This window comes from Microbacterium sp. LWH10-1.2 (genome assembly GCF_038397765.1).
GTDB lineage: Bacteria > Actinomycetota > Actinomycetes > Actinomycetales > Microbacteriaceae > Microbacterium > Microbacterium natoriense.
In genome coordinates this window covers 2705668-2717625 of the sequence record NZ_CP151638.1, presented here as the reverse complement: position 1 = coordinate 2717625, position 11958 = coordinate 2705668, and the positions used below count along the sequence as shown (strand labels likewise).

The window sequence follows — 11958 nt, the reverse complement described above, 5'->3', positions numbered from 1 at the left end:
TCCCTCCGGACATCCGTTGGTACTCATAGCCCGTCTCCCCGGGCTGACCGTGACCTCCCCGTCACGCGGTGCACAGCACCTCCCCTGAAGGGTGGCACTCCCCACGTGCCCCCTTCAACACCTCCCCGAGGGGCGGCGCTCTCCCCGAGCGCCGCCCCTCTTCTCTTCTCCGGGCAGCGTTCCTCTCCGGAGCGTCGCGGGCGCACAATGGGGAGCATGGATCCGACGTCGACACCCGATGCCCCGCGCGTGCGGGGAGCCGTCGTCGACGGGCAGACGCGATGCGTCCACTACCGGTCCGAGCTCGACGTCGTCGCCATCCGGTTCGCATGCTGCGGGGAGTTCTATCCGTGCCACCTCTGCCACGAAGAGGCCGCCGGGCATCCCTCGGCGGTGTGGCCGCTCGACGAACGCGGTGCCGAGGCGGTGCTGTGCGGCGTCTGCGGCTCCGTGCTCACTATCGCCGAGTATCTGGAGTCCTCCTCATGCCCGCGTTGCGCGTCGGGGTTCAACCCCGGGTGCTCCCTTCATGCGCATCTGTACTTCGAGGTGGCCCCGTAGACTCTGGGCACCGCAGGGCAGCAGGCAGGGGGCGACATCGTGGACGTGATCGAGCAGTGGAAGAGCGCCGGCGAGACGGCGGATGCCGCGCTCGCCGCGGAGGTCCTCTCCGACGACGCCGCGCTGATCTCTCCGCTCACGGACGGCTTCGCCTTCCGCGGGCGTGAGCAGATCCGCGAGCTCCTCGTCTCGGCGTTCGAGGTGCTCGACGGCATCCGCTTCGACGGCGAGGTGCGCGGCGACGATGAGGTCGTGCTTTTCGCGACGACCACGGTCCGCGGGCGCACGCTCAACGAGTGCCAGCGGCTTCGCCTCGACGACTCCGGGCTGATCCGAGAGCTGACGCTGTACATGCGGCCGCTTCCGGCGGTGACCGCCTTCACGCGCGCGCTCGGGCCGGTGATCGCCCGTGCGCAGGGGCATGCGGGAACCGCACGGGTGCTGACCGCCGCTGGCGCGCTGCTCGACGGTGTGGCCTCGTCGGGAGACCGGACGTTCATGCCGATGGCGGCGCCGGGGCGCTCCGGCTAGTCGACCGAGAACACGGATTGGGCGGCGGCCTCGCCGATCCGACCCTCTGCGTCGACGTAGTGCACCGATACCGTGTGCTCGCCCTCGGGCAGCGTCACCACGAACGCGTCGGACCAGCCGAGGGCGTCCGGGGCGATCCCGATCGTCTGCGCGTCCACGACGATGGCGAGGTCGGCGTCACCGGCGCCCCACACCGCGATGCTGGCCGTGTCCTTCTTCGCGTCGGTCGTCACCCGGACGACGACGGTCGACGACCACCAGGATGAGCCCCGCGGCCCGGTCGTGAGGGCGTCGACGCGCTCGTCGTCCTCGTCGGCGTCGTTGCGCGCGGGCGTCGCCTCATCCTTGTGATCGTTGCCGAAGGCGTTGCCGCTGCCGGGTTTCGTGACGATCTCCACGGGCTTCTCGGCGGCGGATGGCGCCGTCGTCTCGACGGGATCGAGCAGCGGTGCGGCCGGCGGCACGGCGGGCGGGGGAGGCGGGGCGGGCATCGTCGACGGGGCGGCCGGAGTCGGCTCGACGGGTTCGGCGGCGGAAGGCGATGCAGAGGGGGTCGGAGCGGATGCTGGGGGCGCGGAGGCCGACACCGTGGGCGTGAGCACACCGGTCGCGTCCGGCGCCGCATCTGGGCGCACGAACAGGCTGCCCCCGACGGACAGCGCCACCGCGGTCGCGGCGGCGACGGGCCACAGCAGGGCCGCCGAGTGGCCGGCTGCGTGGAGCACCGGCTGCGCGCCGGCGGATGCTCCCACCCAGCCGGACAGTCCCGTCGTGCCCACGACCGCGGCAGCGGCCTGCTCGGCGGGGAAGAGCGCGGGGGCGAGCACGAGACCTGCGCCGCCGGCGAGGAGTGGGCCGATGGTCATCGCTCTGGCCAGCTTCCTGGCCTCGCCCGCGGCCGAGCGGCAGGTCGCGCATCCGTCGAGGTGCGCGGTGACGAAGCGCTCGGAGCGCGGAGAGAGATCGTCGTGCGCGTACGCTCCGAGCAGCTCGATCACGCGCGCGTGGTCGGTGCCGTCGGGCGCCGCTCGAAGATGGGCCCGGATCCAGGCCTTGCGAAGGGCATCGCGGGCGCGGTAGGTGAGCGCGGCCGCCGAGTTGGGGCGGATGCCGAGGAGTTCGGCGATCTGACGCGGGGGCAGCTGTTCCACCTCGCTCAGCCACAGAGCGTGCTGCCAGCGTTCGGGGAGCGAGTCGAACGCTTCCGCCAGAGCGGTCGAATTCACCATCGCCTCGACGTCGATCGCGCCGAGGACGGACGGAGGATGCTCGGTGTCGTCCAGGGAGCTCATCAGCGGCGTGCGGCGTGCGTGGCTCATCCACGTGTTCTTGACCGTCGTGAGCAGGTAAGGGCGGAAGCTGCGCTGCGGACCCTTGCCGGCCCTGAGCTGGCGGAGGATGCTGACGAACGCGTCGGACACCACGTCTTCGGGGTCGGGCGGCGACGAGCCGAGGCTTCGCGCGTAGGCGACGGCCACGGGTGCGTGTCGGCGCCAGAGTTCGGAGAAGGCATGGCGATCGCCGTCACGGCTGCGGAGCAGAAGCTGACCGTCTGTCTCCGCGTCTGTCGTGTCGCTGGGGTCGTCCATGGAACCTCGTCTTGCCGATCGGCTTCGGGCGCCGGTCGTGAAGCGAGACTACCTCACGCCGGTGAACGGGCCGGAGGAGGAGAAGGGGCGAGCGGGGCCATGGGAGGCGGCCCCGCTCGCCGGGCCGCGAAGTGAGGGGAGATGCGGCCCAGACGCAGATACGAAGGTTATCCCCAAGATCCGTTCTTCGTCACATGAGCAAGACGGTGCGAGGGGCGGATGATGACGCGAGTTCGGCAAAGTTTCTCCGAGTGCGTCGTTCAGTGCTCCGCGTGATCGTCCTCGAGGAGCATGCCCACCGACGTCGCGCAGGCGTCTCCCTTCCACGCCTCGAGCCCTTCGCGCACCGCGAAGACGGCGATCACGAGGCCGGCGACGGCATCCGCCCACCACCATCCGAACAGGCTGTTCAGAACGAGTCCGAGGAGCACGGCCGCCGAGAGGTACGTGCAGATCAGGGTCTGCATCGAGTCCGCGACGGCGGTGGCCGAACCGATCTCCCGACCGGCCCTCCGCTCAGCGAGAGAGAGGAACGGCATCACCACCACGCTCACGGCGGTGAGGATGATCCCGACCGTGCTGTGCTCCGGGCGGGTGCCGCCGAGGAGCGTGAGAGCCGATGACACCGTGACGTAGGCCGCCAGGGCGAAGAACGCGATCGCGATGACCCGCAGAGTGGGCTTCTCCCAGCGCTCGGGGTCGCGACGCGTGAACTGCCAGGCGACCGCCGCCGCGGACAGCACCTCGATCGTCGAGTCCAGACCGAAGCCGATCAGGGCCGTCGATGAGACGGCCGAGCCGGCCGCGATCGCGATGACGGCCTCGATCAGGTTGTAGCCGATGGTCACGGCGACGATGATCCGGATGCGCCTCTCCAGGGTCGCGCGCCGCTCCGGCGCGAGTGAGACCGACATCAGCAGGTGCACCCTTCGCCGTCGCAGCAGTCGGGTTCGACGATGAGCGCCACCCGCATCAGGTCGCCGAGGGCCGGGGCGAGATGCTCGTCGGCGAGGCGGTAGCGGCTGCGGCGTCCGTCGGGCACGCTCTCGACCAGGCCGCAGCCGCGGAGGCAGGCGAGGTGGTTGGACATCACCTGCCGTGTGACGTCGAGCGTCTCGGCGAGGTCGGACGGATATGCCGGCGCCTCCCGGAGGGCGAGCAGGATGCCGGCCCGCGTGGGGTCGGACAGCGCATGTCCCAGGCGCGACACGGCTGCGGTGTGGGTGAGGGAGGCGGTGGTCGTCACGTCCTCAATGTACATGAAAGTCTGAATTCAGATCCTGCTGAACTTACGCAACAGAACGGAAATCTGCGGTGGGTAGCGTGACGGCGTATGAGTGGAGGAGCGGCGATGACGGTGTCGATCGAGAGGGTCGAGTGGGAGCATCCGGATGCCGTGCACCTGCGCGCCGCACAGCGCGCAGAGCTGGACGAGCGCTACGGCAGCGACGACCACGAACCCGGTGTGGTCCCGACGGCGCACGATGTGCCGGTCTTCCTCGTCGCGAGGGATGCGGCGGGGCTCGCGATCGTGTGCGGCGGCCTGCGTCCGCTGGATGACGGTGTCCTCGGCCCGGGCGTCGCGGAGATCAAGCGCATGTACGCCGCGCCGTCGGCCCGGGGCACGGGCGCGGCGGCGGCGCTTCTGCGGGCTTTGGAGCGCGAGGCGCTGGCGCTCGGCATCCGACGGCTGGTCCTCGAGACGGGCACCGCCCAACCCGATGCCGTGCGGTTCTATGAGCGCGAGGGGTACGCGCCGATCCCGCTCTTCGGGCACTACGTCGACAGTGCTCTGTCCCTCTGCTTCGCACGCGATCTCGGTGTCCACGACCCGGCGTAGAGTCGCAGCATGTCCTCTTTCGGAACGCTGCTGACCCCGGTCGGCGTGATCGGCGTCGAGAGCTCCGGCACGGCGATCACGCGGGTGACCTGGCGGTCGGTCGCTCCGGTCGGAGCGGATGCCGGCCCCGACGCCCTCCTCGACGAGGCCCTCGCGCAGTTGGAGGCGTACTTCTCCGGCGACCGTGCCGACTTCGATCTGCCGATCGACCTCGGTGTGCAGACCGACGCCACTCGTGCGGTGCTGATGGCCCTCTACGAGACCGTCGGTTCGGGGGAGACCGTGACCTACGGCGAACTCGCCGCACGCAGCGGCACGAGCATCCCGGCCAGGGGGATCGGCGCGATCATGGGCGCGAACCCGGTACCTCTGATCGTGCCGTGTCATCGCGTCGTCGCGGGCGACGGCCTCGGCGGCTACTCCGGCGGAGATCCAGGGCAGGGCCTGCAGACGAAGCGCTGGCTCCTGGAGCACGAGGGCGCGCTGCCGACGTCGCTGTTCTGAGCCGACAGCCGCGCGTGTCATGGGCTCTCCGCCACCTGCGAGAATGGGAGTCCCGCGCCGATTCCGATCTGAGGAGCCACCGTGCAGTACATCTCGACCCGAGGCGGCATGCAGCCGCTGCCGTACTGCGAGACCCTGCTCGAAGGGCTGGCGACAGACGGAGGTCTGGCGGTGCCCGAGGTCATGCCGGCCGTCGACGGGGAGACCTTGGAGCGGTGGCGGGCCCTCACCTACCCGCAGCTCGCGACCGAGGTGCTGGGGCTCTTCGCCACCGACATCCCGCGCGAGGACCTCGCGCGCATGACCGAGGCGGCGTACGCGCCGTTCCCCGGATCCGTCGTCCCGCTGCGCGAGATCGACGGCGGCCTCACGCTCGTCGGGCTCTCCGAGGGGCCGACGCTGGCCTTCAAGGACATGGCGATGCAGTTCCTCGGCCAGGTCGTGGAGTACGCGCTGGAGCGCAAGGGCTCCGTCCTCAACATCCTCGGCGCCACGTCGGGCGACACCGGCTCCGCCGCTGAGCACGCCCTCCGCGGCAAGGATCGCATCTCGGTCTTCATGCTCTCCCCGCAGGGGCGCATGAGCACGTTCCAGCGCGCGCAGATGTTCTCCCTCGACGACGCGAACGTGCACAACATCGCGATCGACGGGGTCTTCGACGACTGCCAGAACCTCGTCAAGGAGCTCGCGGGAGACCTCGACTTCAAGCGCACCCAGCACCTCGGCGCCGTGAACTCCATCAACCTCGCGCGCATCACCGCGCAGGTCGTCTACTACTTCTGGGCCTGGTTGCGGGCGACGGATGCCGGTGGCTGGACCGAGCTGTCGTTCACCGTGCCCTCGGGCAACTTCGGCAACATCCTCTCCGGCTTCTACGCCAAGCAGATGGGGCTGCCGATCCGCAGGCTCGTGCTCGCCGCCAACGAGAACAACGTCCTCGACGAGTTCTTCCGCACGGGCGTCTACCGCCCGCGCAACGCCGAGCAGACGCTCGCCACGTCGAGCCCGTCGATGGACATCTCGAAGGCCTCGAACCTCGAGCGCTTCATCTTCGAGCTGGTCGACCGCGACCCCGCCCGCGTGGTGGCCGCGTGGCGCGACCTCGATCAGCAGGGCTACTTCGACTTCACGGCCGACCTCGCGCGTTTCACCGAGGAGTTCGGCATCGTCAGCGGCACCTCGACCCACGCCGACCGGGTCGACACGATCCGTGCCGTCTACGAGGCGGCGGAGGACATCATCGACCCGCATACGGCCGACGGCGTCTTCGTCGCCCGTCAGCACGTCGAGTCCGGGGTTCCGATGCTCGTGCTGGAGACGGCTAAGCCCGAGAAGTTCGCCGAGACGATCCATGAGGCGATCGGGGTCGAGCTGGACTACTCGTCCGATCTGCGCGCGATGCTCGACGCCCCGCAGCACGTCACCGAGATGGCCGACGACGCCACCGTGCTGCGCGCCTTCATCGAGGAGCACGCGCTGCGCTGATCCGTCCGCGCCGAGCTCGACAGGCCCCCGCGAGCGTTCGCATGATGCCTGTGCCTGCTTCGTGCCTGCGTCGAGTTCACGTGCCATCGTCGAGTGCACGCCATCCGTGCGTCGATATCCCGTGCGTTCGGCGACTTCACGTGCAGTCGACGACACGGAGTCGGAGTCGGAGTCGGAGAGTAAGAGCCAGGATGTGCGCACTGCACATCGATGAGGCATTCTCGTGCGCAATGCACATGTCGCGAGGTCTTGTCGCGTCGCTACTGTGGCCGACAAAACCCGTCCCTCCTCTCGAAGGATCCTCATGGCACGCACGGCGCACGCAGATGACTTCGCGCTCTCCCGAGTGACTCCCGAGGCCCGCAAGCCCTGGTTCGGAATCGCCGTACAGCGGTTCGGTCAGGTCTCGGCCCTCTCGCAGTTCCTCCTCGGAGCGACCCTCGGCTACAGCATGACCTTCGGCGAGGCCGTCCTCGCTTTCCTCCTCGGCTCCCTCATCCTCGAGGTGATCATGTGCGTGGTCGGCTTCATCGGCCAGCGCGAGGGACTCAACACCGCTCTTCTGGCGCGGTGGACCGGTTTCGGTGAGATCGGCGCCTCCCTCGTCGGCCTCGCCATCGGCATCAGCCTCATCGGCTGGTTCGGCATCCAGTCCGCGATCTCGGCGCAGTCGCTCGACGCCCTCATGCCCGGTGCCCTGCCGGTGTGGGCGTGGAGCCTCATCTTCGGACTCGTCGTCACGGCGATCGTTGCCTTCGGGTTCGTCGGGATGCAGTGGCTGGCGAACATCACCGTGCCGCTGTTCCTGATCCTCGTCGGCTGGTCGGTCATCTCCGAACTGAGCCGTCACGACATCGGCGAGCTGCTCACCGGACCCGCGCCCGGCCCCGCCATGAGCGTGTGGGCGGGCACCGGGATCGTGGCCGGCGGTCTGATCGTCGGGGCGATCATCACCGGAGACATGACCCGCTTCAACCGCTCCCGCGCAGACGTCGTGAAGCAGACCGTGCTCGGCGTCTCCCTCGGCGAGTTCGTGATCGGCCTCGCCGGCGTGTTGCTCGCCCACGCGGCGGGCACCGGAGACATCGTGGCGATCGTGACCTCCTCGGTCGGCTTCATCGGCCTGTTCATCGTCCTCACCGGCACCCTGAAGATCAACGACTGGAACCTGTACTCCTCAACCCTGGGCCTGGTGAACTTCATCTCCACCGCGTTCGGGCGCAACCTCCACCGCGTCACCACGACGATCGTCCTCGGCGTCGTCGGCTCGGTGCTGGCCGCGGTCGGCATCCTCGGGCAGTTCACCGAGTTCCTCATCGTGCTGAGCGTCGCCTTCCCGCCCATCGCCGGCATCATGGTCGCCGAGTACTACATCGTGCGGCGCTGGCGACCCGACCTCGACGCCACCCGCGACGAGGGAACGCTCCCCGCCACCGCTCCCCGGATCGTCCCCGCGACCATCGTGGTGTGGCTGGTGTCGGCGCTCGTCGGCTACTTCGTCACCTGGGGCATCCCGTCGCTCATCAGCCTGTTCCTGTCGATGGCGCTCTACGTGATCGCGGGCAAGCTCGGCTGGGTGCGCGGCGTGGGCGTGGCGACGACACGCCAGTCCTCTCCGGTCGAGGCCACGGCCTGACCCGTCCACTCGACACCCACCACACGGAAGCGAGAATCATGCATATCGGCATCGACGTCGGCGGCACCAACACCGACGCAGTCCTCATGGACCGGACGCGCACGCTCGCGGGGGTGAAGCACTCCACGACTCCCGACGTCACGAGCGGCATCGTCCAGGCGATCGAGGATCTGCGAGCGGGGCACGCCTTCGAAGGATCCGACATCGAGGCCGTGATGATCGGCACCACGCACTTCATCAACGCGCTCGTGCAGGCGAGCAGGCTGGCGCCGGTCGCCGCCCTCCGGCTCGGGCTGCCGGCGACGCGGGCGCTGCCTCCGCTGATCGACTGGCCGGAGGCGCTGGTCGCGGCGACGCAGGCGCGCAGCTACCTCGCGCACGGCGGCTACGAGTTCGACGGTCGCCCGATCTCGCCGCTCGATCCCGACGAGATCCGCGCGCACGCGGAGGACATGAAGGCCCACGGCATCCGCTCTGTGGCGATCTCGTCGGTCTTCAGCCCGGTCAACCACGACCTCGAAGTGCAGGCTGCGGAGATCGTGTCGTCGGTGCTCGGGCCGGATGCCGCCATCTCGCTGTCCCACGAGATCGGCCGCATCGGCCTGCTCGAGCGCGAGAACGCGACCATCATCAACGCCGCGCTCCGCGAGCTCGCGTCGGAGATCGTCGACGGGCTCACCTCCGCCGTGCGCGCTCAGGGCATCGAGGCGCCGATCTTCCTCAGCCAGAACGACGGCACGCTGATGGACGAGGAGTACGTGCGTCGCTACCCCGTCGCGACCTTCGCGTCGGGTCCGACGAACTCGATGCGCGGAGCGGCGGCGACGAGCGGGCTCGACGACTGCGCCGTGATCGACGTGGGCGGCACCACCGCCGACATCGGACTCCTCATCAACGGCTTCCCGCGAGAGACCGCCAACGAAGTCAAGGTCGCCGGCATCCGCACCAACTTCCGGATGCCGGATGTGCTGTCGCTCGGCATCGGCGGCGGCAGCATCGTCGACGAGGAGACCGCGGAGGTCGGTCCGGCCTCGGTCGGCTATCGGCTCACGACGGAAGCGCTCGTGTTCGGGGGATCGACGCTCACCGCGACCGACATCGCCGTGGCGGCCGGACGCGCATCCGTCGGCGATCCGTCGAAGGTCGCCCACCTCGACCCCGCCTTCGTCGCGCGAGTGCTCGATCGCATCGCCGAGCGCGTCTCCGAGGCGGTCGACCGCATGCGCACCTCACCGGAGCCGATCGCCGTGGTCGCGGTGGGCGGCGGATCGATCCTCCTGCCGGACGAGCTGCCGCTGTTCGGCACGGTGCATCGCCCGGAGAACTACGCGGTCGCGAACGCCATCGGCGCCTCGATCGCCCAGGTGGGCGGCGAGATCGACAAGGTCTACGCGATCGAACCGGGCCGCAGGGACGAGACGCTCGCCGAGGTGCGCGCGGAGGCCGTGGACAAGGCGATCGCCGCGGGTGCGAAGCCCTCGACAGTGGCGATCATCGACTTCGACGAGGTGCCGATCCCGTACCTCCCCGGCAACGCCACACGCATCCGCGTGAAGGCGGTCGGCGATCTCGACATGGGGGCCTGACATGAGCTGGTCGATCATCCCCGCCCACATCGAGGGTCTCGCCCGTGGCGCCGCCGTGCTCGGCACCGGCGGTGGCGGCGACCCGTACATCGGCGCGCTGCTCGCCCGTCAGGCGCTCGCCGCCGGCGGCGAGGTCACCGTCGTCGGCCTCGACGAGGTGCCCGACGACGCACTCGTCCTGTTCGTCGCCATGATGGGCGCGCCGACCGTGATGGTCGAGAAGCTCCCCAGCCTCGACGAGGTCATCGAGCCCGTGAAGGCCCTCGGCATCCACCTCGGCCGACCGGTCACGCACATCGCGTGCGCCGAGGTCGGGGGAGTGAACTCCACCATCCCGATCGCGGCGGCCGCCGCCCTCGGCCTCCCGCTCGTGGACGCTGACGGCATGGGGCGCGCCTTCCCCGAACTCCAGATGGTGCTGCCGACCCTCTACGGGGTGACCGCCTCGCCCCTCGCGTTCAGCGACGAGAAGGGCAACACCGGCGTGCTGCAGACGGTGGACAACTCCTGGACCGAGCGCATCGCCCGCGTCGCGTGCGTCGAGATGGGCTGCTCGGTCATGATCTCCGGATTCTCGATGACGGGCGCAGCGGCCAGGGAGTCGCTCGTCGGCGGCTCGCTCTCCCGCTGCATCGCCATCGGAGAGCGGATCGCCCGCGCCCGCGACGAGAAGTCCGACCCGGTGTCGGCGGCGGTCGACCTGCTCGGGGGCCGCGAGCTCTTCGACGGCAAGGTCGTCGACGTGCAGCGTGCGACCACCACCGGCTTCGCTCGTGGCCGCGCGCGCATCGACGCCGAAGGCGGATCGTCCCTGACGCTGCGGTTCCAGAACGAGCACCTGGTCGCCGAGAGCGACGGCGCCGTGCTCGCCACCACACCCGACCTCATCATGGTGCTCGACGGCGAGTCGGGTGAGCCCATCACCACCGAAGGGCTGCGCTACGGACAGCGCGTCCGAGTGATCGCGGCGCCGGCAGACGAGCGCTGGCATTCGGCGGAGGCGCTCGCCATGGTCGGTCCGGGATACTTCGGCTACGACATCCCCGCCCACAGATTCGACGGCGCCGTGTCGACGGGCGCGGTCGCAGGCGATGCGCCCGGCGTGAGGAGCGAGGCGAGATGAGCTGGCAGCTCACGGCGGCCGATCTTCCCGACCTCGCGCGCGGGGCGACGCTGCTGGGCACGGGGGGCGGCGGCGATCCGTACATCGGCAAGATGCTCGTGGAACGCGTCCTCGGCGACGGCAGCATCACGATCCTCGACCCGGACGAGCTCGCCGACGACCTGTTCGTGATCCCCACGGCGCAGATGGGCGCGCCCACGGTGATGGTCGAGAAGATCCCCGCCGGCACCGAGCCGACCCTCGCACTGCGCACCCTCGAGGAGCACCTCGGCCGCATGGCGGATGCCACGATGCCGATCGAGTGCGGAGGGATCAACTCGATGATCCCTCTGGTCGTCGCGGCGGAGACCGGACTTCCCGTCGTGGACGCCGACGGCATGGGGCGCGCGTTCCCCGAGCTGTCCATGGAGACCTTCGCGGTCTACGGCGTGCACGGGTCGCCGCTCGCCCTCGCGGGGGAGCGCGGGGAGCGGGTCGTCATCGACACCGGCGCCGACGACCGGCAGATGGAGTGGCTGGCCCGCGGCATCACGATCCGCCTCGGCGGCGTCGGGCACATCGCCGAGTACGCGATGACCGGCGCCGACGTGCGGCGCACCGCCGTGCCGCGCACGATCTCGATGGCGCTCGCGCTCGGCCGCGCGATCCGTCTGGCACGGGAGGAGCACCGTTCTCCGTTCGAGGCGATCGCCGACACACTCGCACCCACCCTCTATCCGCATGTGCGCGAGCTCTGCGTGGGCAAGGTCGTCGACGTCGAGCGGCGCACCACAGAGGGCTTCGCGAAGGGCAGAGCGATCATCGCCCCGCTCGGCGACGCGGATGAGCCGCCCTTCGAGATCTCCTTCCAGAACGAGAACCTCATCGCGCGCAGGGGCGGGGCCGTCGTCGCGATCGTGCCCGATCTCATCTGCGTCGTCGATCACGAGACCGCGGAGCCGATCACCACCGAAGGGCTCCGCTACGGGCAGCGCGTGCGGGTGCTCGGGATATCGACGCCCGACATGATGCGCACTCCGGAGGCGCTCGCCGCGTTCGGGCCGCCCGCCTTCGGCTTGACCGAGGGCTTCGTCCCGGTCGAGACTCTCGCGGCGTCCTAGGCT

At 69.9% G+C, this 11958-nt stretch carries 12 protein-coding genes; 9 read left to right on the top strand and 3 right to left on the bottom strand.

What is annotated here, in order from left to right; genetic code table 11:
• Nucleotides 1–216: 216 nt before the first annotated feature.
• Both MRBLWH10_RS12955 and MRBLWH10_RS12950 read left to right on the top strand, forming a co-directional pair.
• Entirely contained in the window at nucleotides 217–561 is a 345-nt protein-coding gene (locus MRBLWH10_RS12955) for a CHY zinc finger protein (RefSeq protein ID WP_341940178.1), read from the top strand.
• Between the two features lie 39 nt (nucleotides 562–600).
• On the top strand, nucleotides 601–1092 hold the full coding sequence (locus MRBLWH10_RS12950) for a hypothetical protein (protein WP_341940177.1): 492 nt from the start codon (nucleotides 601–603) through the stop codon (nucleotides 1090–1092).
• Here MRBLWH10_RS12950 and MRBLWH10_RS12945 read toward each other — a convergent pair.
• The 3 genes from MRBLWH10_RS12945 to MRBLWH10_RS12935 form a co-directional block, all read right to left on the bottom strand.
• Complete coding sequence (locus MRBLWH10_RS12945) at nucleotides 1089–2681, bottom strand: sigma-70 family RNA polymerase sigma factor (protein ID WP_341940176.1); 1593 nt, start codon at nucleotides 2679–2681, stop codon at nucleotides 1089–1091. The two genes, MRBLWH10_RS12950 and MRBLWH10_RS12945, sit on opposite strands and share 4 nt — an antisense overlap.
• Before the next feature lie 260 nt (nucleotides 2682–2941).
• Nucleotides 2942–3595 (bottom strand): cation transporter, encoded by a 654-nt coding sequence (locus tag MRBLWH10_RS12940; RefSeq protein ID WP_341940175.1) that lies wholly within the window; start codon nucleotides 3593–3595, stop codon nucleotides 2942–2944.
• Nucleotides 3595–3927, bottom strand: coding sequence for a metalloregulator ArsR/SmtB family transcription factor (locus MRBLWH10_RS12935; RefSeq protein WP_341940174.1), 333 nt, complete (start codon nucleotides 3925–3927; stop codon nucleotides 3595–3597). The genes MRBLWH10_RS12940 and MRBLWH10_RS12935 overlap by 1 nt, the downstream gene beginning before the upstream one ends.
• Before the next feature lie 105 nt (nucleotides 3928–4032).
• On the opposite strand from MRBLWH10_RS12935, the gene MRBLWH10_RS12930 reads away from it, so the two are divergent.
• The 7 genes from MRBLWH10_RS12930 to MRBLWH10_RS12900 all read left to right on the top strand — a co-directional run bounded on the left by MRBLWH10_RS12930 (nucleotide 4033) and on the right by MRBLWH10_RS12900 (nucleotide 11955).
• Entirely contained in the window at nucleotides 4033–4521 is a 489-nt protein-coding gene (locus tag MRBLWH10_RS12930; RefSeq protein ID WP_341940173.1) for a GNAT family N-acetyltransferase, read from the top strand.
• A 9-nt stretch (nucleotides 4522–4530) separates the two neighbouring features.
• A complete protein-coding gene (locus MRBLWH10_RS12925; RefSeq protein ID WP_341940172.1) occupies nucleotides 4531–5025 on the top strand; it encodes a methylated-DNA--[protein]-cysteine S-methyltransferase in 495 nt (164 codons plus the stop codon).
• An 81-nt stretch (nucleotides 5026–5106) separates the two neighbouring features.
• Nucleotides 5107–6510, top strand: a complete 1404-nt coding sequence (thrC, locus tag MRBLWH10_RS12920) for a threonine synthase (RefSeq protein ID WP_341940171.1) — start codon at nucleotides 5107–5109, stop codon at nucleotides 6508–6510.
• Between the two features lie 304 nt (nucleotides 6511–6814).
• On the top strand, nucleotides 6815–8146 hold the full coding sequence (locus MRBLWH10_RS12915) for a cytosine permease (RefSeq protein WP_341940170.1): 1332 nt from the start codon (nucleotides 6815–6817) through the stop codon (nucleotides 8144–8146).
• A gap of 38 nt (nucleotides 8147–8184) precedes the next feature.
• Nucleotides 8185–9732, top strand: coding sequence for a hydantoinase/oxoprolinase family protein (locus tag MRBLWH10_RS12910; RefSeq protein ID WP_341940169.1), 1548 nt, complete (start codon nucleotides 8185–8187; stop codon nucleotides 9730–9732).
• A 1-nt stretch (nucleotide 9733) separates the two neighbouring features.
• Nucleotides 9734–10855, top strand: coding sequence for a DUF917 domain-containing protein (locus MRBLWH10_RS12905; RefSeq protein WP_341940168.1), 1122 nt, complete (start codon nucleotides 9734–9736; stop codon nucleotides 10853–10855).
• Nucleotides 10852–11955 (top strand): DUF917 domain-containing protein, encoded by a 1104-nt coding sequence (locus tag MRBLWH10_RS12900; RefSeq protein WP_341940167.1) that lies wholly within the window; start codon nucleotides 10852–10854, stop codon nucleotides 11953–11955. The genes MRBLWH10_RS12905 and MRBLWH10_RS12900 overlap by 4 nt, the downstream gene beginning before the upstream one ends.
• Nucleotides 11956–11958: the final 3 nt, after the last annotated feature.